Genomic DNA, 25,721 nt, shown 5'->3' with positions numbered 1-25,721 from the left:
ACACGCCCCTCTCTGGTCGCCACTTGAGAACCTTCTGGCCTGTGCGCCCGAGAGGCTATACTGTTGGAGAGACAACAACTCGGCATGGTGCTCGACGTTCCCACGCCCGACCCCCCGTCGTTGCGCGGTCCCCAGACCAGAGGCGACTACGAGGCGATCGACAACGAGATCGTCGACACGAGCGACGACTACCGTCGACAGGAGGTCGAGGGGTTCCTCCGGGCCGGTGCCTGGCAGGACGCCTTCGAAGAGTGGACGACCAGCGCCGGGCTCTCGACCGCGGAGTTCGCGGTCGTCGAACGGCTCGATCTGATCGAGGCCTTCGACTTCTACTGGGACCCCGCCAGCGACGAGGTCGGGTACCGCGCCCCCGAACTGCCCGACGACGCCGCCGACGAGTTCGCCCTCGACGATCCCGACGGGATCGACATGGCGCTCGATTCGCTGGGGCGGATCGTCTCCGAGGTCCTGGAGAACGACTACGTGCTCCGGGACGACGACTTCGGCTTCTTCGACGACGAGGACGTGGCCTACGGCGACCGCGAGGAGTGACGGCTCTCGGAATCTGAGAGCGGTTTTCACCCGTTGGGAACACGCGTCCTCTTATATCCCGTATCAACGCCAACACGTACATGTGAGGGAGAGATTATGGCAACCAACACGGCAAACCCCCTGGCGACGAACTTCGAGCTCGAGTTAGACGGGCCGCTGACGAGCTACTGGCTGGCCCTGCTGCGGGTCATCACGGGCTGGTGGTTCTTCCACGCGGGCGTGACGAAGCTCATCGAGGACGGGCTGGCCTACAGCTACGGCCCGATGTACATGCAGGAGATGACGGGCACGGCCCTGGGGCCGATCCCGGTCTGGATGGGGAACAACCTGGCGTGGTTGATCGCGCCGGGCGTTCCGCTGTTCGAGACGCTGATCGGGCTGGCGCTGATGGCGGGCCTGCTGACGCGGCTGGCGTCCATCGGCGGGGTCATCTTCATGACCCTGTTCTGGATCGGCAACGCCGGGTTCGGGCACGGACTGGTCAACAGCGACCTGATGGGGTTGCTGTTGTTCGTGACCGTGCTCGTGCTGGGTGCCGGCCGGTACTACGGGCTCGACGCCATCGTCGAGCAGACGAAGCTGGTCAAACGCCACCCGAAACTACGCTACATCCTCGGCTAACGAGGTGACTCACAATGACTGACACCACAACGACCGTCGACCGTATCGCGCTGGGACTGAGCGGTGCCCTGTTCGTGCTGGGCATCGTCGTCATGGGCGTGCTGGAACTGCTGGCAGGCAAACCCTACAGTCCGGTCCCGCTGACTAACGACGCCGGCGAGGTGATCGCGACGCCGCTGATCGACCCGACGCTGCGAACAGGGATCGTCATCGCCGCGCTGCTCGTGCTGGCCGTCTGGGGAGCCTACAAGCTCGTCACGCCCATGGCCACCGACGCCGCCGACCGCGCCGAGATGACCGCCGACTGAGACTACCGGCTGTACATCTGTGACCGATTTCGCCACCCCGAGGTGGCGAAGCTCGTCACGAAGGTACCGCCGGCAGTATGAGAACGAACCCACTCCAGCCCGCTCGACTCGCTGCCCCGTCGCGGGACTGTTTCGACGATTTTCGCGACCGTCTCTGTCGCGCTGACTGTCACTGCCTGGCGACGCTCGTCACTCCGAGATCGCGAGACGTGTCCCAGGCACACAGCCGACAGTGTCCGGAGCCGTCGAGCAGCCGGACGCCGAGCCGTCGGGGCGTGTCGAGTTCTTCGACTTTCGAGATGACCCGGTCGATGTCGTACTGGACGCGGCGGAGTTCGACGCTGTCGTCGTCGGCGTAGGCCGCCCGCGGATCTCCGTCTCGTGGCTGGCCGACGCTCCCCGGATTGACGATCAGAGGTCGAATGAGGTGTGATAGCAAACACCGATCGACCCGAACTGTTAGGTCCCTCGCCCGGCGCTATGGACCATGGCTCGGTACGTCATCTCCGATCACCACTTCGGGCACTCGAACATCATCGAGTACTGTGATCGGCCGTTCACGTCGGTCGGCGAGATGGACAGCGCGCTGCTCGATCGCCACTACGAGACGGTCGATCCCGACGACCTGCTCGTCCACCTCGGCGACGTTGCTATGGACATGCGGGACGGCCAGGAGACGATCGAGTACTTCCAACAGCTGGGCGGGGATCTCCTGTTGCAGGGCAACCACGACGTGGGGCTCGATCCCGCGGCGGCTCCGTTCCCGGTGCTCGACTCGTGTGTCCTCGAACACGGCGACTACCGATTCTACTGCACGCACCGCCCGGAGGACGTGCCCGACGACTGGGACGACTGGGTGATCCACGGGCACATCCACAACAACGACCCGGAGACGTACCCGTTCGTGGCTCCCCGAGCCCAGCGGGTCAACGTGAGCTGTGAGCTGCTGGGGTTTCGTCCGATCGCGCTGGAGACGCTGACGGGAGTGCTGGACGCCGCGACGACCAGCCTCCGGGACGTGGCGGCAGCGACGGCGCTGGTCGAGGAGTGATTCCCAGCGACTGAGAGCGCAGTCCCCTCCTTTTGACTGGGGACGACAGAGAGTCAGCCATGGACCAGACAGACCGCGTCTGCCGGTACTGGGACGCAGGCGAGTGCGAGGGGACGCGACACTGCCCGCCGCGGTGTCCACGGTTCGTCGATCGGGAGGGATCGTCTTGGGTGATCCGCCCGGCGGCCGACGGCGACCGCGAGCCCCTCGTCGCGATGTACGACGACTTCGCGCCGGGACAGGCGGCACAGGGATTGCCGCCACGGACGCGCTCGCGGATCGCCGACTGGCTCGACGGACTGCTCGACGAGGGCTGTAACTTCGTCGTGGCCGGCGAGACCGGTCTCGTCGGCCACGCGCTGTACACGCCGACCGACGACGCCGAGCCGGAGTTCGCCGTCTTCGTTCACCAGGACTACCAGGGACGGGGCATCGGGACCGAACTGAGCAAGCACGTCGTCGCGGCGGCGGCCGTCGCCGATCGCGAGGCGCTCACGCTGATCGTCGATCCGGACAACCGCACGGCCCGCCGGCTCTACGAGAAACTGGGCTTCGAGGTGGTCGAGGAGTTGCCATACGAGGAACGGGGCCGCAGGACGGCGATCTTCCGGCTCCGTCGACCACTGGACGGCCAGGACGGCATCGAGTACCAGCACGTCCCGATCGTGGGGACGAAACCACGCGGTCGCCGATAGGTGATCGCTGGTCGCGTCACCCGTCGTCCAGTTGCGCTTGCCACTCCTGGACCGTCGCCATCAGCTCGACCGGCGGCGTCTCGTTGACGTCGAGTTCGCTCAGCTCCTCGACGACGGCCTCGGTCTCGGGGTCGAGTCCCGCGTCCGACGCCTCGGCCGCCGTTCCACCGTCGGCGGTGGCCGGCTCGCTCTCGTCGGCGCGTTTGAACCCGCCCGCGTTCACGTCGAAGACGGTCTGGACGGGCTCGGACGACCCGCTGCCTTTCGCCTCGATGGCCTTCTCTTCGCGCAGGCGATCGAGCACCGTCCGAGAGCGGTCGACGACGGGCTCTGGGACGCCCGCCAGGTCGGCGACGTGGATCCCGTAAGAGCGGTCGGTCGGCCCGTCTCGCACCGTCCGGAGGAAGGTCACGTCACCGTCGGACTCGTCTGCGGTGTGTGACTCAGCCCCACTGGCAGTCGGGGGTTCACCGGCGACGGCGACGTGGACGTTGTGGACGCGGTCGAGGTGGTCGGCAAGCGTCGTCAGCTCGTGGTAGTGCGTCGCAAAGAGGGTCTTCGCCCGGACCTCGTTGTGCAGGTACTCGGTGGCCGCCCAGGCGATCGAGATGCCGTCGTAGGTCGCGGTGCCCCGGCCCACCTCGTCGAGTATCACCAGCGAGTCGTCGGTCGCGGAGTGGAGGATGTTGCTGAGTTCCTGCATCTCGACCATGAACGTCGACCGGCCCTGGGCGAGTTCGTCCAGCGCGCCGACGCGGGTGTAGATCCCGTCGACCAGTCCGAGCGTCGCCGTCCGGGCCGGGACGAAACTGCCGATCTGTGCCAGCAGCGTGATCAGCGCCGCCTGGCGCATGTAGGTGGACTTGCCGCTCATGTTGGGGCCGGTGACGATCAGGAACTGGCGCTGGTCGTTCGCGTGTCCGCTGGCACGCTCCCGGTTCGGCGGCGAAGCCGCCCCGTCCATCCGGAGGTCGTTGGGGACGAACTCGGTCGTCTGCTCGACGACGGGGTGTCGGCCGGCTTCCACGTCGAGTTCGCGCCCGTCGGTGAGTTCGGGGCGCGCCCAGTCGTTGCGGACGGCGTGGATCGCGAGCGACGCGAGGGCGTCCAGTTCTGCCAGCACGCGGCCCACGTCCTGTAGCAGCGTGGCGTCCTCGGCGACTCGCTCCCGCAGGTCGCCGAACAGCTCGTACTCCAGCTCGTGGCGCTGTTCTTCGAGCCGGAACACCTCGCGTTCCTTCTGCTGGAGTTCGTCGGTCGTGAACCGCTCTGAGTTTTTCAGCGTCTTGATGCCCTCGTAGCCCTCGGGGACCTCGTCGGCCTCGCTCTTGCCGACCTGGATGTAGTAGCCGTCGGTCTTGTTGCGGTCGACCGAGAGGTGCGTGATCCCGGTCCGCTCTTTCTCGCGGTCGGCCAGCGTGTCGAGCCACTCCAGGACCGACTCGTGGCGCTCGATCACCTCGTCCAGTTCCTCGTCGTACCCCTGCTCGAAGAGGCCACCCTGTCGGACCGTCCCCGGTGGATCCGCCACCAGTGCGGCGTCGAGTTCGCTCGCCAGGTCGGCGGCGGCATCGCGGTCGAGCCGATCGAGGGCGTCGGCCAGCGGCGAGTCGGCCAGTCGGTCGTCCTCGTCGATCACGTCCTCGACCGTCGCCAGCAGCCCGAGCGTCTCGGCGACGGCCCGCAGATCGCGGGCGTCGGCACTGCCCGAGACGGCCCGTGAGGCCAGCCGTTCGAGGTCGTAGGCGTCGGCAAGCGTCTCACACAGCCGTTCGCGGGCCATCGCTGCCTCGGTCAGCGCGGCGATACAGGACTGGCGGCGCGTCAGCTCGGCGCGATCTCTGCGTGGCCGCTGGAGCCACTCCCGGAGCAGGCGCGCGCCGGCAGCTGTCGTCGTGTGATCGATCGTGTCGAACAGCGAGCCGTCGGTCCCGCCTTGCATCGTCTCGGTCAGTTCGAGATTGCGCTGGGTCGTCGCGTCCAGATTGACGTGGTCGGTCGCGCCGTAGGACTGCAGGCGCGTGATCGAGGCCAGCGTCCCGACGCCGGTGTCCTCGACGTAGGACAGGACGGCACCGGCGGCACAGATCGCGGCGTCGTCGTCGGCGATACCGACGCTGTCGACGGTCTCGGGGCCGAAGTGGTCGCGAACGCGGTGGCGCGCTCGTCCGGGCGCGAACGACTCCTCGGTGTGGACCGTCAGCGCCGCGTCGGTCCGCTCGCGCAGGCGATCGAGGAAGTCGTCGTCGCCACGCAGGTCGGGGCCGGGCAACACCTCCGCGGGGTCGAACTTGTACAGCTCCGTCTGAATCCGCGTGCGAGCGTCCGGGCCGTCGAGCTGGGTCACGTGGAACTGGCCGGTGGTCACGTCGGCCACGGCCAGCCCGTAGCTCCCGTCGGCTCCGCCCGCCGAGTCCGCCGAGTCGCCGTCGGTACCGACGACGGCAGCGAGGTACTGGGCGGCGTCGTCGGTCGTCTCCAGGTGGGTTCCCGGCGTCACGACGCGCGTGATCTCGCGGGCGTGTCCGTCCGCCGTCTCGTGCTGGTCGGCGACGGCGACCCGGTAGCCCCGTTCGACCAGCGCGGAGACGTAGGGTGTCAGGTCGTCGACCGGCACGCCCGCCATCGGGTACGAAGAGCCGTGGGAGGACTTCTGACTTACCTTCAGGTCGAGCTCGTCGGCGACGATCTCGGCGTCCTCGTCGAAGAACTCGTAGAAGTCGCCACACTGCATCGCCAGCAGATCCGCGTCACTGTCCGCCTTCAGCGAGAGGAACTCGCCGACGATACCCGTCGCCTCTGTCATACCCGCCCCTGGGAGCGACGGGTGCCTAAGGGTTGTGGGTCGTCGATTGGTCCGTGTTCCCACGGGTCAGCTATTTGTCGGGTGGTGTGCAACAAGTGGTAAATGGGCGAGGTGACGCGTGGTGCCGTCGCGGTGCTGGTCGTGGTGGTGCTCTCGGGGAGCATCGCCCCCGCGGTCACCGTCACCGACTCCGCTGCCGCCGAGACGACCGTCGACACCGACGTGCCGGCGTCGGCGGACCAGTCGGGTTCGCCGTCCCGGCAGCTGTCTGCCGGCGTCAACCAGTTCGGTCTCGGCGTGGGCGACACCGCCGGTAGCGACACCGGCCAGCAGGACGACGGGACGCTGGGACTCACCCAGCGGTTCCACCGCTTGCCCGAGCGTCCCGGCACGGTTCGGGTCCGACTGGCCTACAGCGTTCCGGCACGTGTCGTCTCCATGCGGGCCGCGCTTCCCGACGGAGCCACTTTCGTCTCCCAGCGGGGATTCGTCCGCGACAACGAGACCCACTTTCGCTGGCGTGGCACGACACAGCAGCCGACGCTGACCTACGACTACCGGATCAACGAGACCATCGACCGGAGGGGGCCACACGGGACCGACGGCCGCGCGCTGTACGCCGGCACGGGCCAGTGGGCGCTGTTCGAACGCCCGCCGACGCCGACCTACTGGGAGGCGACTGGCGGGACGCCGATCGTGTTCGACCGCGGCTCGTCGACGGCTGGTCCCGGCGCGGCCGGGGAGTGGCTCGTCTACCTCGGCGAGCACGAACTGCACGAGCGGACCGCCCACGGCCAGCGGTTCCGGCTGGTCGTCCCGGCGGCCGCGACGCTGTCGGAGTCACCGTCGGCGATCCTCGACGCACTGGCAAACAGCTCCGACGCGTTGCGCGTCGGCGATCGCGACGAGACGGTGTTTCTGATCGCCGCGCCCACGGGACCCGTCGAGTGGGGCGTCCGGGGCGTCCAGACCGGGGACACCGACGCCTGGGTCCGGGACACGGAGCCGCTCGACCAGCCGGACAACGCCTGGCTCCACGAGTACGTCCACACCCGGCAGGCGTTCACGCCCACGAGTCGGACGGCCTGGTTCACGGAGGCGTCGGCGTCGTACTACGCGTCGTTGCTCTCGCTCGAACAGGAGTCCGTGGCGTTCGAGGCGTTCCGTGACCGACTGGCCCGCGGGACGCATCCGGTCTACGACGGGGTCGTGCTCTCGAACGTCTCGACCTGGGAGGGCGCGCCCGACTACGACAGGGGCTCGCTCGTGGCCGGCGAACTGGACCGTCGCCTGCGCGTCGCGACCGACCGCGAGCGGACCCTCCAGGACGTGTTCCGGGAGATGAACGGCCAGCAACAGCCGGTGTCACAGCTCGACTTCCTCGAACTGCTGGCGACGACCGGGGGAACGTCCGTGCTGGACGAGGGCCAGAGCTACACCGAGACCACGGCGTCGGTCGAGACCTGGAACCGGACGACCCACGCCGCCGTCTTCGGCCAGCTCCCGGCACGGGTCGGATACGAGCTGCCGCCGGCCGGCGACGCCGAGGGCTACCGGATCACCGGCCCCTACCGAAACGAGACGGTCGCGGACGACTCGATCCAGCTGGTGACCGGCGAGCGCCTGACCGTCGACACCCTCGTCAGCAACGCCGGTGGCACTGCGGGCGTGTACAACGTCTCGATGCGGGTCAACGGGACGGTCGTCGACGAGACGAGCGGACAAATCGAGGCCGGGGAATCGACGACGGCTCCGCTGTCCCACCGGTTCCCGACGCCGGGCACCTACCACGTGGTCGTCGACGGCGAGCGGCTCAACGTCACCGTCCAGCGACCGGTGAGGGCCAACGTCGTCAGCCTCGACGTCGAGCCCACGACTGCCCAGCAGGGCGACACCGTCGTCCTGACCGCGACGCTGTACAACGGCGAGCCGCGCCCGGGCGAGGCGACCGTCGTGTTCACCCGCGACTCAGAGGAGGTCGGTCGCCGGCACGTGACGATGCCGGCCTACAACAGGACCTCCATCGAGCGGGAGATCTCGCTCCCCCGTCCGGGCGCGGTGTCGCTCGGTGCCGGCACCGTCCCCTCCGTCGAGGTGATGGTCCGACCGAACCGCGTGCGGACGATGACCGCCACCGAGACGCCGACGCCGACGGCGACCAGCCGCGGTGACGGGGCGGGACCCGGCGTCGTCGCTCTCGTCGTGGCTCTGTCCGTGCTGTGGGTCGCTCTCCGCTACCGGCGGTAGCTACGGGCTCACGCCTCGACGCTGGCGACGAGGGTCTGGACGCGGTCGAGCAGCTGGGTCGCCTCCGGCGCGAGGACGACGAGCCGGTCGTCGTGGCGGTCGACGATCGCCGCGGGCGTCGTCTCACAGTCCGCGAACGCCGCTTGCACGCGCGCCTCGGTCTCGCCGTTCTCGACGGTCGCCGTCGCCCCGTCGAGCGTCCCCAGCGCGTCGACGAGCGGTGACGCGGCCGTACACGACAGCGCGAACCTGACCGCTGGATCGTGCTCCCGGCAGGCGAGGATCGTCTCTGCGAGCGGCGTCGGGACGCCGAAACGGACGCCGCGGTTGGAGCGGATTCCGTCTCGGGTCAGCCCGATACCGCCCTCGACGGCCGCCACCTCTGCCGGGGATTCGGCGTATGGCGTCGCCCCCGCGACGTTGGCGATGCCGTGTGGGACCAGCGCGGTCGCGTTCGCGTCACTCAGTCCCGCGACGACGGCCTCGACGGCTTCGACGGTCTCGTTGCGCGCGGCCTCGTTGCGGCTCTCGACGGTGTGGTGGACGGCACCCGCCCCCTCGCCCACGTCGACGTTGTACCGGACTGCGCGGGCGAGCAGGGCGATCCCCTCGCCGACGGCGGTCTCCGTGTCGTCGCCGTGTGCCAGCCGCGTCGCGACCGCGCTGGAGAGCGTACAGCCCGACCCGTGGGTCGCCGCCGTGTCGATCCGATCGTGTCGGTAGGTGTGGACCGTCTCGTCGGTCACGAGCGTGTCGACGACGGCGTCGCCGGGGACGTGCCCGCCCTTGACCAGGGCCGCGTCGGCACCCATCGCCACGAGCGCCTCGCCCGCGCGCCGCGCCGCGTCGGCGTCGGTCACTTCGATGTCGGTCAACACCTCGGCCTCGTCGGCGTTTGGCGTCACGACCGCCGCCTCCGCGATCAGGTCCTCGTAGGCGGCCTCTGCCTCTGGGTCGAGCAGTCGGTCGCCGCTGGCGGCGACCATGACGGGGTCGACGACCAGCGCGGGCAAGGCCGCGGCGTACTCGGTCACCGTCTCGACGACCGCGCTCGTCGACAACATGCCCGTCTTGACCGCCGCCACGTCGAAGTCCTCGACGACGGCGTCGATCTGTGCGTCGACCGTCGCCGGGTCGAGCGTGGTCACGTCTCGGACGCCCTGCGTGTTCTGTGCGGTGACGCCGGTGATCGCCGTCGTCGCGAACGCGCCGCCCGCTTCGATCGTCTTCGTGTCCGCCTGGATCCCCGCACCGCCGCCGCTGTCGCTGCCGGCGATCGACAGGACGACCGGTGGCGTGACGGGTGCGGCCTCTCGTGTCATGTGTGACGACAGGGCGACCCCGCCCTAATGGATGGTGATCCTGATCTCGCTGTGAATCGCCGCGAAATTAATAATATTTATGATATGTGGTCGTGTACGTCTGCCAACCCGGGTCGCCGGGTGGCATGGGACGATGACACGCACAGTCGATCGAACAGGTGGGGAACAGAGCGACAAGTACGGGACGTTCGTGACGGGCGACGGGAACTTCGTGGTCTACGACCGCGAGAATCCGGACGCCTGGATCCAGTCGGACTTCGCACTGGACCTGAGTGGGCAGTAGCCGTTGATCGCACGCGTCCACGGCGTGCGCGGCTTTTTTGAAGTCTCTCCGACAGCACCGAGTCCTAGTATGGTATTACTATTCCTTATCGCACTCGGGAAAGGCTTATGTCCACCATTCCATTGTGAACTGGTACCGTATTCCAATCGATGACCGAACCAGACACTCCCTCCGACGTGGCAACCGACGACGAACCCAGCGCCGACGAACAGTTCGGTGCGTTCACGACCGACGACGGCGACACCATCGTCTACGATCGGACCAACTCGGCGGCCTGGATCCAGTCGGACTACGCCGTCGAGGTGGGCGAGGACACCTCCTCGGCTTGATACCGCGGACACACGACCGGCCAACGCTCTTCCGTCCGGACTGCAAAACGTGGTTAAGATGACCGACACCGACGCCGCTGACCGGCCGGAGTCGACAGCGACCGACGAGATCGTGGTCTACTCCGACTACGTCTGTCCGTTCTGTTATCTCGGTCGCGAATCGCTCAGACAGTTCCAGGCGGACCGCGACGAGCAGTTGCGGATCGACTGGCGGCCGTTCGACCTGCGCCACAACAAACGAAACCCCGACGGCTCGATCGACCACTCCGTCGACGACAGCAAAGACGACGACTACTACGAGCAGGCAAAGGAGAACGTCCGCCGCCTGCAAGCGGAGTACGACGTCGAGATGAGCCTCGAGCTGGCCAGCGAGGTGGACTCGCTGTCTGCCCAGATCGTTTCCTACCACGTCAAGACGACGGCCGACTACGAGACGTGGCTCGACTTCGACACGAGCATCTTCACGGCGCTGTGGCAGGAGGAACGCGACATCGGCGATCCGGACGTGCTGGCAGCCCTCGCAGAACGCGTGGGTCTGGACGGTGACGAGATCCGCGCCGCGCTCGACGACGAGACCCTCCGCGAGGAGGTCACCACGCGCTTTACCGAGGCCCAGCGCGAGGGAATCACCGGCGTCCCGACGTTCGTCTCCGACGGCTACGCCGCCCGCGGTGCGGTCCCCCCGGAACAGCTCGAACGGCTCGTCGACGGGACCTGATCGCGCTCGCTGTCGACTCTTTGCTCCCCGCGCGTCATACTGCCGGCAGTATCACTCGGTTTCGGTGACGAACGCGCGCACGTCTTCGACCGGGACGAACCCGTCTTCTAGCGTCTCGACGAGTTCGCCGTCGACGAACAGCAACAGCTTCGGCACCGACCGCACGTCGTACTCGTCGACGAGGACGGGATCGTCGCGGGGATTCATCGTCGCGACCGTCGCGTCGGTCCCCTTCGCGACCGCGTCGAGTACCGGGGCCATCGCCTCGCACAGCGAACAGCCCTTCGTGTGAAACTCCACGAGCAGTCGCTCCTCGCTGGCGATCAGGTCGTCGAGCGCCGGCTTCGAGTCGAGCAGGTGGGGCCGGGGCTGTGTTTCCGTGGCCATGCCAGTCTTTGGTCGCCCAGACGAATACGGTTGTCCCTGGCGGCTCTCACTGCCGTCGTCTCGTACTGACACCTCACTCCGCGACGATGTTCGCCGCGGGGCGGCCACTCGGTCCCAGATGGCTGTCGACGGTGTCAGAACAGCCCCTGGCTCGCGAGGATATACAGCGCGATCGAGATCAATACGAACAGTCCCGCGACGAACAGCTTCAGCGTTCGCGTGCTGAACGTCGACGTGACGTAGGGCGCGATCTGGCCGCCGGTGACCGTCGCCGGGACGGTGAAGACGACCATGTTCCAGGGTGTCGACGCGAGGTCCATCTGGTGGGCTCCGACGAGGCCGCCGCCGAAGACGTGAGTCAGCGAGGCGGCGACCGCCGTGATGGCGACGATGATGTGGTTGGTGCCGATGGCGACGCGGACGGGAATCTTCGAGCGCAGCATCGAGACGATCCCGATCTCGCCGATGCCGAAGCCGGCGACACCCTGGAAGACGCCGCCGAAGCCGTACGTGCCGAACCGCTCGGCGTAGCCCGATCGATCGTAGCGGTAGGTCGTTCCGCTGCGGTCGACACGGGTGACCTGTCCGTCACCGTCGGTACTCACACCCGCGTGGCCCAGCTTGTCGGCGTCGTCTGGCAGGTCGCTGCCGCCGTCCGCCGCAGCGGTCTCGACGCTGTCTCCCGTGTGGCCGTGCGAGAGGTCGAGCTGGAAGAGGAGGTACGCCGACAGCGTCAATACGACTCCCAGCATGAGCTGGAAGACCGGCTCCGGGAGGAAGAAAGAGAGGAACGCGCCGCCGACCACCAGCGGGAGCGCCCCACCGACGATGGCCGTTCCGACTCGCCGATCCACGAGGCCGTGAGCGACGAACGCGACGGCGGAACTGGACAGGCCGAACGATTCGCTGATGAGCCCGACTTTGACGATCGTCGCGGCGTCGAGTGGCGACGCGACCAGCGGGAAGAGAAAGATCAGGAACGGGACGAAAAGCGCCGCGCCGCTGATCCCCACCGTGTTGACGATCGTCGCGCCCAGCAGGAAGCAGGGGAACAGCCACCAGTACTCCAGCCAGTAGCCGCTCCCGCCGGCCCCGTCGGTCGGCGCGAACAGGTACACCAACGCGACGAACACTACTGGTGCGGTAAACACGAAGAAGTGTTGATTCTTGAGAAAGCCGGACACGAGTCGTGCGTACGGTGAATCCGACGCGGACGGAGTCGAAGTCACGTGCAGGTGGCCCTACGTGTGGGAAACTCCGGTAAAAAACTGAATGTCGAACCTCGCTTTGGTGGCTGTTTGCACTCCACTAGTGCCCCGACTGGCGACGCCGGTGTCGACCTCGTCGCCGAACCACCGCTCTAGCTCCCCCTCTGCCCACAGCCGTCCCGCCGACCCGCAGTATATTTGGGCGGGCAGGGCTTCCCTCCCGGATATGGACGCGGCGCTGGGACCTCCCGAGAAGATGGCCGAGCGGGCCGACGAGCTGACGCCGATGATGCGCCAGTACTACGAGCTCTGTCGGGCCTACGACGACTCGCTGGTCCTGTTTCAGGTGGGTGACTTCTACGAGGCCTTCTGCGGTGCCGCCGAGCGAGTCGCCCGGCTCTGTGAGATCACGCTGACCAAGCGCGAGGACTCGACCGGGCAGTACGCGATGGCCGGGGTCCCCATCGACAACGCCGAAAGCTACGTCGAGACGCTGCTTGACGCCGGCTACCGCGTCGCCATCGCGGACCAGGTCGAAGACCCCGACGCGGTCAGTGGCGTCGTCGACCGGGCGGTGACGCGGATCATCACGCCGGGAACCCTGACCGAGGACGAGCTGCTTGACTCCCCGGACAACAACTACGTCGCCGCGCTGACGGCCGACGGCCGCCGCTACGGGCTGGCGCTGCTCGACGTGTCGACGGGCGACTTCTACGCGACCAGCGCCGACGCCGTCGACGCCGTCGCCGACGAAGTGGGCCGCTTCGCACCCGCAGAGGCGATCGTCGGCCCCGGCGTCGACGTGGACGAGGATCGGGTCTTCGACACCGCGGCGATGGTGACGCCGTACGACGAGTCGGTGTTCGCCTTCGCGGACGCCGCCGACCGGGTGCGGACGTACTTCGGCGATCCGGACGCGCTGCTGGCCGACGATCTGGAGGTGCGAGCCTGCGGCGCGCTGCTCGAGTACGCCGAGTACACCCGCGGGGGCGGTGCGGGCACGAGCGACGAAATCGCAGACGACGGCGGCGGACAGCTGACGTATCTCACACACCTCACGCGCTACGATCCCCGCGAGTACATGCTGCTGGACGCGGTCGCGCTCGACAGCCTCGAACTGTTCGAGCGCCGGGCGGTGCGGGGCCACGAGGGGCGCACGCTGGTCGACACCGTCGACGAGACCGCCTGCGCGCTCGGCCGGCGACGGCTGGGCGACTGGCTGCGCCGCCCGCTGCTGGACGCCGACCGGATCGAGCGCCGTCACGAGGCGGTCGCCGAGCTGGTCGAGGGACTCCAGCGTCGCGAACGTCTCCACGAACTGCTCACGGCGGTGTACGACCTCGAACGACTGATCTCGCGCGTCTCTCGCGGCCGGGCGAACGCGCGAGACCTGCGCTCGCTCGCCGCCACGCTGGCCGTCGTGCCGGACGTGCGCGAGCAGCTGGCAGACGCCGACAGCGCCCTGCTCGCGGACCTCTACGAGGGGCTGGACCCGCTGACGGACGTGCGCGAGGAGATCGAGGCGGCGATCTGTCCGGACCCGCCACAGGAAGTCACCGAGGGCGACGTGATCCGCGAGGGGTACGACGACGACCTCGACGCGCTGCGCGAGACCGAGCAGTCGGGCAAGCGGTGGATCGACGACCTGGAGATCAACGAGCGCGAACGCACCGGGATCGACTCGCTGAAGGTCGGGCACAACTCCGTCCACGGCTACTACATCGAGGTGACCGACCCCAACCTCGACAGCGTCCCCGACGACTACGAGCGCCGCCAGACGCTGAAAAACTCGGAGCGCTTCGTCACGCCCGAGCTCAAGGAGCGCGAAGAGGAGATCGTCCGCGCCGAGACGGCCGCCGACGACCTCGAATACGAACTGTTCTGCGAGGTCCGGGCGGCGATCGCGGCCGAGGCCGAGCGCGTGCAGGCGCTGGCCGACCGCCTGGCGACGCTGGACGTGCTCGTGGCCTTCGGCGAGGTGGCGGCGACCCACGACTACTGCCGACCCAGCGTCGGCGGGGACGCCATCGACGTGACGGCCGGCCGCCACCCCGTCGTCGAGCGCGCCGAAGAGTCGTTCGTTCCCAACGACGCCCGCCTCACTCCGGACGCGTTTTTCACGATCCTCACCGGCCCCAACATGAGCGGCAAGTCCACCTACATGCGCCAGATCGCGCTCCTCTGCGTGCTGGCACAGGCCGGGAGCTTCGTCCCCGCCCGCGAGGCGAGCCTGCCGATCGTCGACCGGGTGTTCACCCGCGTCGGCGCGAGCGACGACATCGCTGGCGGGCGCTCGACGTTCATGATCGAGATGACCGAACTCGCAGACATCCTGCAGGGCGCGACCAGCGACTCGCTGATCCTGCTGGACGAGGTCGGCCGCGGGACCTCGACGGCCGACGGGCTCGCCATCGCCCGCGCCGTCACCGAACACGTCCACGACGAAATCGGGGCCTACACGCTCTTTGCCACCCACCACCACGAGCTGACGGCCGTCGCCGACGAACTGCCCGGCGTCCACAACCGCCACTTCGAGACGCGCCACGACGGCGACGATGTCGTCTTCGAGCACAGCGTCGCCCCCGGCGCGGCCGCGGCGTCCTACGGGATCGAGGTCGCGGCTCTGGCTGGCGTGCCCGATTCGGTGGTCGAGCGATCCCGGACGTTGTTGGGAAGCGAGGGCGAACGGAGTGAGCCCTCGGAACGAGCGAGCGGGGAGGGACGACCCGTGAGCAGCGAGGACGAACGGAGTGAGCCCTCGAAGACGGGAGCGGGAGCAGCGCGACACGCGGGCAGCGAGGGCGCACGAAGTGGGCCCTCGGACGCCGAAAACGGCGCGGCGACCCAGCCGTCGGCCCCGGCGAGCGAACCGCCGTCGGCGTCGACCGACGGCCACGCCGCAGTCGAGGCGGCGACCGGTGACGAGAGCAGACCCGACGCCGATCCGCTCCGCGAGCGGCTGGCACGGCTGGACGTGGCGACGATGACGCCCATCGAGGCGATGAACGCGCTCGCCCGACTCCAGGACGACATCGCGGACTGATACTGCCGGGGCGGACTGTCTCGTGTTCGTGCCGCCCGAACCCGGAGACGACGACCCGGTGGTACGTATCGATATATAGGGCTCTATTGGGATCGTATCGATACGTACCGCACCGAAACGAACATACCGTCAAGTACCGCTATTATAAACGAGTTTAGTAATCCTCCGTCCGGTTTCTGGTGATGACACGCGAGTCAGCGCGACTGTCTGATCTGGTATCACGGCGGAAATTCGTCGCGGCGGCGGGCTCGGCTGGGGCCGCCGCTGTGGCAGGGTGCAGCGAGAGTGGAGGCAGTGGCGACGGCGACAGCGCCGACGGAGACACCGGCGGCGAGGAGTCGAGCGGTGACGGCTCGAACTCCATGGACTCCGACGGCTCGGACAGCGGCGGCGGTGGCGGGATGGACACGAGCGTTCTGACTGGTGACGGTTCCTCGACGGTGTTCCCGATCACGAACACCGCGGCGAGCTACTGGAACTCCAACCCCGAGGCCGGCGACGGGGACTACTGGCCCTCCGAGTGGGCCGAGGAGTACGGCACCGACATGCGACTCGCCGACTACTTCGCCTCGGAGTACGGCTACGAAGCGACCGGCGAGCGATCCAGCCCACCGTACCGCGTCTCGATCGCCCTCTCTCACTCCGGGACCGGGATCGAGGGCGTCATGGAGGGGCGCGTCGACATCGGCGACGCGAGTTCTTCGGCCGCGTCCGAACTCGGGGAGGACGCCGAGGGGCTCGACGGGTTCGTCGACCACGTCGTCGGCGTCGACGGCCAGCCGATCGTCGTCAGCCCCGAGATCGCCGACGCGGGCGTCGAGCAGATCACGATCGACGACCTTCGGGGCATGTACAAGGGCGAGATCACGAACTGGAGCGAGGTCGGCGGCCCGGACAAGGACATTCTCGCGCTCGGTCGCGCAGAGGGGTCGGGAACCGACACGGCCTTCCGGAACAACGTCTACGGCGACCCCGACGAGCCGATCAGTCCCGACCAGCGGTTCGGTCAGAACCAGCAGCTCCAGCAGGCGGTCGGACAGGCCGACAACGCCATCGCCTACATCGCGCTGGCGTTCGTCGAACCCGACGGCAATACGCCGCCGATCGGTCTGGAGATCGACGGCACCGTCTACGAGTACGGCAAGAACCTCGGTGCCCAGGAGTACCCCCTCTCTCGGGACCTCCACGCGTACACCTACGAGGACACGTCCCGGAAGGAAGCGGCCTTCATCAACTTCTGTCTGAGCGACTTCGGACAGGAGATCTTCGTCGCCGGTAACAACTACTTCAAGCTGCCAGCCGACCGCCTCGAAGCACAGCGCGAGAAGGTCGCAGCCTCGAAGTACGAATAGCGTCGCGGACCCTGGGCTTTCCGGATACTACGATCCAATGCTTCAACGACTCTCACTCACCGGGCTCTCACAACGGGCACGAGACTACCGGTCCCGAACGGAAGACGGTGCGATCGCGTTGCACGTACTCGTCGCCGGCTGGATCACCGTCGGCTTCGCGCTCTTTTTCGTCGGCTCAGCGTGGACGATCCTGCCGCTCGCGGGCTTTCTGACGACGATCGCCTACGGCTGGGCTCGGTACCAGGCCGAGACCGCGAAGGGGCTCACGTTCCTCACGACCGTCGCGACCGTCGGCGTGCTGGCGCTGATCATCGCCTTCCTGCTCTTGCGGACACTGCCGGTGTTCCGACAGATGGGCCTCGATCTGTTCTTCCGAACCGAATCGCCCCCACGTCTCTGGGGTGGCGACGGCGGGACGGTCTGGTCGCTCACGCCGATGATGGTCGGGACCGCACTCACCACCGTCATCGCGACGATCGTCGCGGCACCGCTGGGCGTCGCCGGTGCGATCTTCGTCAGCGAACTGGCCCCGCCCCGCGTTCGCGAACTCGTCAAGCCCGGTATCGAGCTGATGGCCGGGATCCCCTCGATCACCTACGGGTTCATCGGACTGACGATCGTCAATCAGTACCTCTACGCGGAGTTCAACACCCCGACGATCGGGAACTACTTCGGGGCCGGTCTGATGGTCGGCATCATGGCGTTGCCGACCATCGTCACGGTCGCGGAAGACGCGCTCTCGACGGTCCCCGAGTCGATGAAGAGCGGCTCGCTGGCGATGGGATCGACCGAGTGGCAGACGACCAAGAGCGTCACCATCCCCGCGGCGCTGTCGGGCATCTCGGCGGCAATCTTGCTCGGCGTCGGTCGTGCCATGGGCGAGACCATGGCGGCCACGGTGATGCTCTCACACACGAAAGGGTTCCCGTCGCCGATCTTCGACGTGTTCGCGGGCTACGGCGAGACGCTGACGACCGTGATCGCCTTCGAGGGCGGCAACGCCAGCGGTCTCCACATGAGTGCGCTGTTCGCCGGTGGCGTCGTCCTGTTCGTCATGGTGATGTTCCTCAGCGTCTCCTCGCAGTTCGTCGAGTGGCGGATGCGACAGAAACTCCGAGGTGAACGATGAGTACCGTCCGCGACACTGCGCTGCACAGCGGCGACTCGACGACGAGCGAACTGATCGCGAACGTCGTCCTCGCGGTGAGCTTCGCGGGCTTCGTCGTCTCCTGGGGCGTGCTCTTCCAGTGGATCGACGAGGCGACGACGGTGGCAGGGGCCACCGTGCTCGTCCTGCTCGGGGTGGCGCTGCTCGTCGCCGCCGTCGGTCTCGTGGCCGTCGGCGTCGCGTCCCGACTCGATCGGCTCGACACCACCCCGTCTCCGACGGCGGGGTTCACCGTCGGCGCGGTCTTTGGCGTGCTCTGGTCGGTGCTGGGCGCGCTGTTCGCGACGACACTCCTCGGTGCCGGGACCGTGCTGTGGGTCCCTGCGGCAGTGGCGTTCGGTGCCGCCGGGAGCCTCGCGGCGACGCTCACCCGCGAGGACATCGGCTCGACGATCCCCGTCGCCGTCGTGCTCGCCATGCTCGGTGGCGCGGTCGTGCTGGGCCAGATCGACGCGGCGTGGGTCTGGGCCCCGGCGTGGTCGTCGGCCAGCTTCCCCGGCAGCGAACTAATTCCCGCCGTCGTGATCGCCGGCTCCCTGCTCGCGGCCTGGAGCGGGGCCAAAGCGAAGGCCGGCTTCGGCGCGCAGGGCCGCCAGGCCGGTGCCTTCGCGCTCATCGGGACGGTCGTCTTCGGGATGCTCGCAGTGCTCGGGCTGTTGATCGGCTTCATCGTCGTCAACGGTCTCGAAACGATGCTCACCGGCGCGAGCCTGCTTGGCGGGCAGCTGACGATCCCCGTCGTCGGCGTGACGATTCCGTGGCCCGCCTTCCCGTTCGCGACGAACGTCACCGGCGGGCTGTTCGTCGAGATCCCCGGCGTGTTGCCGGCGACGATCGGCACCCTCTGGCTCGTCTTCGGTGCCGTCGTCTTCGCGGTGCCACTCGGCGTCGGTGCCGCGGTCTTTCTCACCGAGTACGCCGAACACGGTCGCTTCACCCAGGTCGTCGAAGTTGCGACCAACGGACTGTGGTCGACCCCGAGTATCGTCTTCGGTCTGTTCGGGCTGGCCTTCCTGGTGCCACGTATCAGCGGCGGGAACTCGATTCTCGTCGGCCAGCTGGTGCTCGGGTTCATGCTGTTGCCGCTCGTGCTCATCACGAGTCGCGAGGCCGTCCTGGCGGTCCCGGACGAGTACCGAGACGCCAGTGCGGCCCTGGGCGTGACGAAGTGGCAGACGATCCGCAGCGTCGTCGTACCGGCCGCGATGCCGGGGACGATCACCGGCGTCATCCTCGGCGTCGGCCGGATCGCTGGCGAGACCGCGCCGCTCCTGCTGGTGTTCGGTGGTCCCCCCTACCCCAGCAACACGCCGAACGTGCTCGGATCGTTCGCGCTGACGCCCAACCCGCCGTTCGTCACCAATGAGGCGCTGCTGTCGCCGGCCAGTGCGCTGCCCTACCAGCTGTACTCGACGATCACTGCCGGCGTGTTCCCCAAGGAAATCTTCACCAACCAGCAGTTCGGCTGGGGGACGGCGCTGGTCCTCCTGCTGGTCGTGATCGGGCTGTACGCCGTCGGCGTCGGCAGTCGACTGTACTTCCGGAGGAAACTGCACCATGAGTAACGCAGAAATCGAACACCACGACGAGGCATCGAGCGAGCAACGGCCCACGACCAGCGGCGAGTCCGACGAGCAGATCGACGCCGCGTGGCGCGAGTACGACTTCACCGGGCAGGCGAAACTGTCGGTCGAAGACTTAGACGTCCACTACGGTGACGAGCACGCCCTCCAGAGCGTCTCGATGGACATCCCCGACGAGAGCGTGACGGCGCTGATCGGGCCGTCCGGCTGCGGGAAGTCGACGTTCCTGCGCTGTCTCAACCGCATGAACGACCGGGTCGACGCCGCGCGCGTCGACGGCTCGGTCGAACTGGACGGCCAGGAGATCTACCGAGACGGCACCAACCTCGTCGAGCTTCGCAAGCGCGTCGGGATGGTGTTTCAGGCACCCAATCCCTTCCCCAAGTCGATCCGGGACAACATCTCCTACGGGCCGCGCAAACACGGCGACATCAACAAGGGACTGATGGCGCGGCTCCTGGGTCGCGACGACACCGAGAAGGAGCACGAACTGGTCGAACGGACGCTCAGACAGGCGGCCCTGTGGGAGGAGGTCAACGACCGACTCGACGACAACGCGCTGGGACTGTCTGGCGGCCAACAACAGCGCCTCTGTATCGCTCGCGCGCTGGCGACCGATCCGGAGGTACTGCTGATGGACGAGCCGGCGTCGGCGCTTGACCCCATCGCCACCGCGAAGATCGAGGATCTCATCGAGGAGCTGGCCGAGGAGTACACCGTCGTCGTCGTGACCCACAACATGCAACAGGCCGCTCGGATCTCCGACCAGACAGCCGTCTTCCTCACCGGCGGCCACCTCGTGGAGTACGACGACACGGACACGATCTTCGAGAATCCCGAGAGCCAGCGCGTCGAAGACTACATCACCGGCAAGTTCGGGTGAGCCGATGGACTCCCGCAAGATCCAGACGGTCGGCGGCGGGACCTACACCGTCTCGCTCCCCAAGTCGTGGGCACGGGAACAGTCACTCGAAGCGGGCTCCGTCGTCGACCTCCACACGCACGTCGACGGCGTGCTCGTCGTCGAGGCCCGCGAGATCGACGACGAGGCCGGTCGCGTCGAGGTGGCCGTCGAGGACCAGCGCCCGGTCCACCTCGAACAGACGCTTCGGGCGGCCTACGCCGCCGGTGCGTCGACGGTCAGATTCGAGGCTGCCGGCGAGTTCACCGACGCACAGTCCCGTCGGATCCAGTCGGTGACCCGTACGATGACCGGGGTGACGATCGACGAGCGCACGGCGACCCAGATCACGGTCCAGAGCCTCGTCGACGCCGCCGAGGTGTCGATCCCCCAGTCCGTCCGCCAGCTCTCTTTCGTCGCCCTCTCGATGCACCGCGACGCGACGGCGGCCCTGGCCGGCGACGGCGGCCCGGACATCGCCGATCGGGACGACCAGTCCGACCGGCTGGCTGCGATGGTCGATCGCCACTTCGGACGCGCGCTCGCCCGCCTCGACGAGGTCGACGCGCTGGGCCAGCGCCGCCCCGAACTGCTCGACTGCTGGCGGACCGCCTGCGAACTGGAACGGGTTGCGGACCACGCCGAGCGGATCGCGACCACGGTGGCGGCCCTCGACGCGCCACCCGCCGAATCCGTCGACGCGCTCACCGATCTCGCCCAACAGGCCCGGACGGTCGTCGAGGACGCCGTCGGCGTCGTCGTCGATCAGACGGCTGCCGGGGCGGCCCGGGACGTGCTCGACCGTCGCGACGACGTGAGAGAGCGGGCGACCGTGATCGAGCGGCGACTGGTCGACGGTGCGGACGGCGACTACAGACTCGTCCGCGTCCTCGACAGCCTCCGGCGGACGGCCGAGCACGGCGGGAACATCGCCGAAGCCGGACTCCGTGGTGCCGTCCGCCGCGGGGAGCTTCGAGATCCCGTCCACTCTCGACGCGAGGGCAGCACCGTCGACGCGGCCTCTGACGCGGGCAGCTGACCGGTCTGGGGTAGACGCCACTGCCCTCGCCGCCTCACTCTGCACTTCGATTCCGCCAAGTGGCTGACGAATGTGGAATGGTGGCAACGAATAACTCCGGCCTGTTTCGATATGACGGCGTGTGGAAACACTTTTGATCCATCTACCCGTCGCTTCGGGTATGTCAGAGGACGAGTCGACTGACGAGGACGTATCCGTGTCGATGGAGATCACCGGCCGGTACGAAGAGGTCGTGTCGAAGCTGAAATCCGAGGAGAGTCGCCCGGACGCGCTCGCCCCGCTTGCCAGCGACCTCGAAACGCTGCTGGAGACGGTCCAGCGCATGGGTGGTGGCACCCGGAGCGCCATCGCCGACGAACTGCCCGGCGAGATGGCCGCAGAGTACGACGCCGCGGCCGTCGTCGAGACGATGCAGGTCCTCGAACGGTACGATCTGGTGGTGCTCGAAGGCAACACCTGGAAGCCGGGTCCCCGTCTGGGCGAGTAAACGCCGGTCTGGCCCGCCACACCGTCGCCCTGCCGCCACTGATACTGCCGGCCACTGGTCGATCTCTGGGCGCTCGCCTGTTTCGACGGGCACACCACACGACGTTTGGGGTTGGGGATCGTATCCGCGACTAGTTCATGGGCAGTTCCGAGACGACTGGCTGGCAGTGGCTCGCGATCACCCTCGTCGCGGTCGCCGCCGTCGTCGTGACCGCTGCGTTCACCGCCGACGCCGGCAGTGCCCGCCCCGAGCCGGTCGCGTACGACGAGACGGTCGGCGTCGGCCTCACGATGGAAGCCGAACAGATCGCGCGTGCGGAGGGGGCCTCCGTCCCCCGCGCTGAAGTCTTCTACTCGCAGTTCCGGTACGTGGTCGGCTACTCCGGCGTCGACCGGCTGGTGAGTGCGCTGGACGCGCCCGCCCGCGCGAGTCAGTTCGGCTACCCTCTCGCGGTGTACGTCTCCGACTACGGCGGCGTCTCGGTGGACTGCTCGGCCGGTGGCTCGCTCTCGGCGTCGGCCACCCCGGCGTGGACGCCGGCCGAGACCGCCCACTACGTCGTCGACAGCGACGCACGCAGCCCCGCCGGGCCGGTGATCGTCCCCTTCGAGGACCGCGCGGACGCCGAGGCCTTCACCGATGACTGTGGCGGCCGCGTCGTCGACTGGGGGACGGTCCGCGCTCGGGAGCCGCCGACCGACGACCCCGCTGGGGCGGTCCGGGCACAGGTCGAGCAGCGAGCGTCGCGAGCCGACGAGCGGGTCGGGGCCGCCCGCGAGCACCGCGATCGTCCGGTCTCGGTCGTCGTCGGCCGCGACGTGGCGACGGTACGGGCCGCGATCGACCGCGCGCCGCCGAACACGACGATCAGGGTCCCGACGGCGACCACCGTCGGCAACGTCACCGTCGACAAGCCGGTGACGCTGCGGGGCGAGGGCACCCGACTCGACGGCGGCGGCGACGGGACGGTCCTCCGGGTGACCGCCGATCGGGTCGGCGTCGTCGGTTTCGAGATCGTCGGCGTCGGGAACGCGACCGTCGGCGAATCGACGGACGACGACTCGTCGTGGGACGCGCCGGTCCGCCAGGGATACGGACAGAGCGACGCCGCCCTCGCGGCGAGGAACGTCTCCGGGCTCTTCGTCGCGAACGTCTCCGTCGAGACGCCGGCCAGCGGGTTCGTCCTCGTCGGGACGCCCGGCGCGGTCGTCGAGAACGTCACCGTCGACGGGACCGACGACTGGCGCGACGGGTTCATGGGCGTCGTCGGAATGGACGAGCCGATCGTCGTCCAGCACTCGACGTTTACCGACGGGCGCGACGGCGTCTACTTACACCGGGCCGACGGGACCGTACTCCGGAACAACACGTTCCGACGCAACCGCTTCGGTACGCACCTGATGTACACCTCCGACACACTGGTCGCCGACAACCGGGCGCGCGACCAGCGCCACGCGGGGATCGTCGTCATGACGGACCCCTCGGGCAACGCGATCGTCGGCAACGACGTTCGCCGTGCCAGAAGCGGCATCCTCACCGCGGGTTCGGGTAGCTACGTCGGCCACAACGTCGTCGTCGGCACCGAGCGGGGGCTCTCGACGAACGCCGGTCGTTCGCTGTACGAGCACAACGTCCTCGCCGACAACGGGGTCGGCGTGATCGCGGCGACGATCGTCCCGTCGAACCGGGTCGTCGAGAACGACTTCGTGGCCAACGATCGCCACGCCACGAGCAGGCCCGGTCCCATGCGCATCTACACGCACGACGGTCGTGGCAACTACTGGAGCGGCGCGTACGACCTCGACGGGGGCGGTCGGACGCTGTCGCGCCCCTACTCGCCGACGGACGCGGTCGATCGACGGCTCCACCGGCGCGACGCCGCGGTGGTGCTGGGCGAGGCACCCAGCGTCCACGCGCTTCGTTCTCTCCGGGGGACGACGCCCGGATTCAGGTCGGCCAGTATCGTCGACACGGCTCCCCTGACCGAGCCGGCCAACCCGAGACTCCTGGCGACGGCGACCAACGAGACGACCGACGGGGGTGTCTCGCCGTGACCGACGACGTTGCGCTCACGGCGACGGACCTCCGTCGCAGCTACGGTGACGTGACGGCTCTCGACGGCGTGTCAATCGACGTGCCCACCGACAGCGTGACGGCGCTGATCGGCCCGAACGGCTCCGGGAAGACGACGCTGCTGGAGGTGTTGCTGGGGATCGAACAGGCCGACGCGGGCACCGTCGACTACGCCGAGTCCGACGCCCGCCGACAGGTGGGCTATCTCCCGCAGCGCCCGACGTTCCGGCCCGACGACACGGTCAGGGAGACGATCGCGTTCTACGCCGCGCTGGTCGAGGACGACCCGGACCGGTTGCTCGAACGCGTCGGACTCGACACCGTCCCGGACCGACGGGTCTCGGCGCTCTCCGGTGGCATGACGCGACTGCTCGGGATCGCACAGGCACTCGCCGGCGATCCGCCGATCCTCGCGCTCGACGAACCCGCCAGCGGACTCGATCCGGCCGTGAGCGATCGGATCTTCGGCGTGGTCGACTCGCTGGCGGCGGACGGGCGGGCCGTGTTGCTCACCTCGCACGCGCTCTCGCTGGTCGAGCGGACGGCAGACCACGTCGTCGTCGTCGAAGCTGGTGGCGTCGCGACGAGGGGGTCGCCGGCCGCGCTGTGTGAACGGACCGGCGGCCCGCTCCACGAGACGTTTGTCGACCTGCTGTCGGAGCCGACGGCCGCGGTCGGCAGGGGTGGCGAGTCGTGACCCGCCCGCTCGATCGCTTCTGGACCGTCTTCGCCCGCGAGGTCCGGGGACTGGTTCGGACGCGGGTCGTGTTCGTCCTCGGGGCCGTCGTCGCCGCGCTCGCGTTCGGCGTCGCCCGCGCTGGCGGCGGCCCTTCGGGTGGGTACGTGACGACGGTCGTCGACCTGCTGGTCGTCGTCGAACTGCTCGTCCCCGCCGCCGCCTTCGCGATCGGCTATCGCGCCCTCGCCGACGCGACGGCCCGCGGCGAGCCGGCGGTGCTGGAAACCTACCCGCTCTCGCCGTGGACCTACGTCGCGGGCGTGTACGCGGGTCGAGCGGTCGCGCTGCTCGCGGTGGTCGTCGTCCCGCTGTTGGCTCTCGGAGCCCACGTCGCGACGACCGCGGGTCCGGAGACGACGGTGCTGGCGACCCACCGCGGCGTCGACTCGGTGGCGCTGTACGTCCGCTTCGTCGCGCTGACGGCGCTGCTGGGGCTGGTCACGCTCGCCGTCGCGCTCGCGCTGTCGGCGGTCGCCAACTCCCGCCGCCGGGCGATCTTGCTTGGCCTGTTCGGACTCCTCTTCGTCGTCGCCGGCACCGACGTGACCGTCCTCACCGCCCTCGGCGGCGGTCTCCTCGACGAGTCCGCGCTCGGGACCGTCCTCGCCCTGACGCCCTCGGGCGCGTACCGCGGGCTGGTGTTCGAACACGTCCTCTCGGTGGCTTTCGAGGGCCGTTCCGGCTTCGTCCCGACCGGGCTCGCCCTCGTCACGTCGCTGTGCTGGTGGGCCAGTGGCCTCTCGCTGGCGGCGCTGTGGGCGGGGTTTCGCTATAGTAGCCATTGAAAATCAATGCACACCCGATCGCAC

Annotated in this window: 23 protein-coding genes and 1 pseudogene; 19 read left to right on the top strand and 5 right to left on the bottom strand. The window is 68.4% G+C overall.

Annotated elements, in window-relative coordinates; translation table 11 throughout:
- The first annotated feature begins 63 nt into the window (after nt 1-63).
- The 3 genes from IL252_RS05950 to IL252_RS05940 all read left to right on the top strand — a co-directional run bounded on the left by IL252_RS05950 (nt 64) and on the right by IL252_RS05940 (nt 1,481).
- Nucleotides 64-552: a hypothetical protein gene (locus IL252_RS05950; protein ID WP_244256853.1), complete on the top strand. Its 489-nt coding sequence runs from the start codon at nt 64-66 to the stop codon at nt 550-552.
- A 96-nt stretch (nt 553-648) separates the two neighbouring features.
- Nucleotides 649-1,173, top strand: coding sequence for a DoxX family protein (locus IL252_RS05945; protein WP_208627246.1), 525 nt, complete (start codon nt 649-651; stop codon nt 1,171-1,173).
- Between the two features lie 14 nt (nt 1,174-1,187).
- Nucleotides 1,188-1,481: a hypothetical protein gene (locus tag IL252_RS05940; protein ID WP_153553621.1), complete on the top strand. Its 294-nt coding sequence runs from the start codon at nt 1,188-1,190 to the stop codon at nt 1,479-1,481.
- Between the two features lie 241 nt (nt 1,482-1,722).
- Here the strand turns inward: IL252_RS05940 and IL252_RS05935 are convergent.
- Nucleotides 1,723-1,896: pseudogene (locus tag IL252_RS05935) on the bottom strand (metallophosphoesterase); the annotation flags it as partial.
- Nucleotides 1,897-1,968: 72 nt separating this feature from the next.
- Here IL252_RS05935 and IL252_RS05930 point away from each other — a divergent pair.
- Together IL252_RS05930 and IL252_RS05925 are read left to right on the top strand one after the other, a co-directional pair.
- Nucleotides 1,969-2,532: a metallophosphoesterase gene (locus IL252_RS05930; RefSeq protein WP_208627245.1), complete on the top strand. Its 564-nt coding sequence runs from the start codon at nt 1,969-1,971 to the stop codon at nt 2,530-2,532.
- Nucleotides 2,533-2,591: 59 nt separating this feature from the next.
- Nucleotides 2,592-3,227, top strand: coding sequence for a GNAT family N-acetyltransferase (locus tag IL252_RS05925; protein WP_208627244.1), 636 nt, complete (start codon nt 2,592-2,594; stop codon nt 3,225-3,227).
- A gap of 16 nt (nt 3,228-3,243) precedes the next feature.
- Here the strand turns inward: IL252_RS05925 and mutS (IL252_RS05920) are convergent, their stop codons facing one another.
- Nucleotides 3,244-6,033, bottom strand: coding sequence for a DNA mismatch repair protein MutS (gene mutS / locus IL252_RS05920; protein ID WP_208627243.1), 2,790 nt, complete (start codon nt 6,031-6,033; stop codon nt 3,244-3,246).
- Nucleotides 6,034-6,135: 102 nt separating this feature from the next.
- On the opposite strand from mutS (IL252_RS05920), the gene IL252_RS05915 reads away from it, so the two are divergent.
- Nucleotides 6,136-8,280 (top strand): glycyl aminopeptidase, encoded by a 2,145-nt coding sequence (locus tag IL252_RS05915; protein ID WP_208627242.1) that lies wholly within the window; start codon nt 6,136-6,138, stop codon nt 8,278-8,280.
- A gap of 8 nt (nt 8,281-8,288) precedes the next feature.
- Here IL252_RS05915 and thiD read toward each other — a convergent pair whose 3' ends face one another.
- Nucleotides 8,289-9,602, bottom strand: a complete 1,314-nt coding sequence (gene thiD, locus IL252_RS05910; RefSeq protein WP_208627241.1) for a bifunctional hydroxymethylpyrimidine kinase/phosphomethylpyrimidine kinase — start codon at nt 9,600-9,602, stop codon at nt 8,289-8,291.
- A gap of 133 nt (nt 9,603-9,735) precedes the next feature.
- Here thiD and IL252_RS05905 point away from each other — a divergent pair, with 133 nt between their 5' ends.
- The 3 genes from IL252_RS05905 (at nt 9,736) to IL252_RS05895 (ending at nt 10,932) form a co-directional block, all read left to right on the top strand.
- Nucleotides 9,736-9,885, top strand: a complete 150-nt coding sequence (locus IL252_RS05905; protein ID WP_164731963.1) for a hypothetical protein — start codon at nt 9,736-9,738, stop codon at nt 9,883-9,885.
- A 149-nt stretch (nt 9,886-10,034) separates the two neighbouring features.
- Nucleotides 10,035-10,214 carry a hypothetical protein gene (locus tag IL252_RS05900; RefSeq protein WP_170092637.1) on the top strand — a complete coding sequence of 60 codons (180 nt, stop codon included), beginning with the start codon at nt 10,035-10,037 and terminating at the stop codon, nt 10,212-10,214.
- Nucleotides 10,215-10,272: 58 nt separating this feature from the next.
- Nucleotides 10,273-10,932, top strand: a complete 660-nt coding sequence (locus IL252_RS05895) for a DsbA family protein (RefSeq protein ID WP_208627240.1) — start codon at nt 10,273-10,275, stop codon at nt 10,930-10,932.
- 51 nt (nt 10,933-10,983) lie between these two features.
- Here the strand turns inward: IL252_RS05895 and IL252_RS05890 are convergent, their stop codons facing one another.
- Both IL252_RS05890 and IL252_RS05885 read right to left on the bottom strand, forming a co-directional pair.
- Complete coding sequence (locus tag IL252_RS05890; protein ID WP_153554500.1) at nt 10,984-11,319, bottom strand: co-chaperone YbbN; 336 nt, start codon at nt 11,317-11,319, stop codon at nt 10,984-10,986.
- A gap of 134 nt (nt 11,320-11,453) precedes the next feature.
- Nucleotides 11,454-12,452, bottom strand: coding sequence for a sulfite exporter TauE/SafE family protein (locus tag IL252_RS05885; protein ID WP_244256850.1), 999 nt, complete (start codon nt 12,450-12,452; stop codon nt 11,454-11,456).
- Nucleotides 12,453-12,753: 301 nt separating this feature from the next.
- On the opposite strand from IL252_RS05885, the gene mutS (IL252_RS05880) reads away from it, so the two are divergent.
- The 10 genes from mutS (IL252_RS05880) to IL252_RS05835 all read left to right on the top strand — a co-directional run bounded on the left by mutS (IL252_RS05880) (nt 12,754) and on the right by IL252_RS05835 (nt 25,697).
- The gene (gene mutS, locus IL252_RS05880) at nt 12,754-15,570 is read left to right on the top strand and encodes a DNA mismatch repair protein MutS (protein WP_208627238.1); all 2,817 of its coding nucleotides are present in this window, start codon (nt 12,754-12,756) and stop codon (nt 15,568-15,570) included.
- 182 nt (nt 15,571-15,752) lie between these two features.
- A complete protein-coding gene (locus IL252_RS05875; RefSeq protein ID WP_208627237.1) occupies nt 15,753-16,922 on the top strand; it encodes a PstS family phosphate ABC transporter substrate-binding protein in 1,170 nt (389 codons plus the stop codon).
- 37 nt (nt 16,923-16,959) lie between these two features.
- Complete coding sequence (gene pstC / locus IL252_RS05870) at nt 16,960-18,051, top strand: phosphate ABC transporter permease subunit PstC (protein WP_208627236.1); 1,092 nt, start codon at nt 16,960-16,962, stop codon at nt 18,049-18,051.
- Nucleotides 18,048-19,655: a phosphate ABC transporter permease PstA gene (gene pstA / locus IL252_RS05865; protein ID WP_208627235.1), complete on the top strand. Its 1,608-nt coding sequence runs from the start codon at nt 18,048-18,050 to the stop codon at nt 19,653-19,655. The genes pstC and pstA overlap by 4 nt, the downstream gene beginning before the upstream one ends.
- Complete coding sequence (gene pstB, locus IL252_RS05860; RefSeq protein WP_208627234.1) at nt 19,648-20,556, top strand: phosphate ABC transporter ATP-binding protein PstB; 909 nt, start codon at nt 19,648-19,650, stop codon at nt 20,554-20,556. Before pstA ends, pstB begins: the two co-directional genes overlap by 8 nt.
- A 4-nt stretch (nt 20,557-20,560) precedes the next feature.
- Complete coding sequence (locus tag IL252_RS05855; RefSeq protein ID WP_208627233.1) at nt 20,561-21,613, top strand: phosphate uptake regulator PhoU; 1,053 nt, start codon at nt 20,561-20,563, stop codon at nt 21,611-21,613.
- A gap of 160 nt (nt 21,614-21,773) precedes the next feature.
- Nucleotides 21,774-22,100: a hypothetical protein gene (locus IL252_RS05850; protein ID WP_153554492.1), complete on the top strand. Its 327-nt coding sequence runs from the start codon at nt 21,774-21,776 to the stop codon at nt 22,098-22,100.
- Nucleotides 22,101-22,237: 137 nt separating this feature from the next.
- Entirely contained in the window at nt 22,238-24,154 is a 1,917-nt protein-coding gene (locus IL252_RS05845; protein ID WP_208627232.1) for a NosD domain-containing protein, read from the top strand.
- A complete protein-coding gene (locus IL252_RS05840; protein ID WP_208627231.1) occupies nt 24,151-24,870 on the top strand; it encodes an ABC transporter ATP-binding protein in 720 nt (239 codons plus the stop codon). The genes IL252_RS05845 and IL252_RS05840 overlap by 4 nt, the downstream gene beginning before the upstream one ends.
- Nucleotides 24,867-25,697, top strand: coding sequence for a hypothetical protein (locus tag IL252_RS05835; protein WP_208627230.1), 831 nt, complete (start codon nt 24,867-24,869; stop codon nt 25,695-25,697). The genes IL252_RS05840 and IL252_RS05835 overlap by 4 nt, the downstream gene beginning before the upstream one ends.
- Nucleotides 25,698-25,721: the final 24 nt, after the last annotated feature.

The sequence above is a fragment of the Halomicrobium sp. IBSBa genome, assembly GCF_017612575.1.
Classification (GTDB): Archaea; Halobacteriota; Halobacteria; order Halobacteriales; family Haloarculaceae; genus Halomicrobium.
The sequence above is the reverse complement of the archived record's forward strand: the minus strand, read 5'-3'. Positions and strand labels throughout refer to the sequence as shown.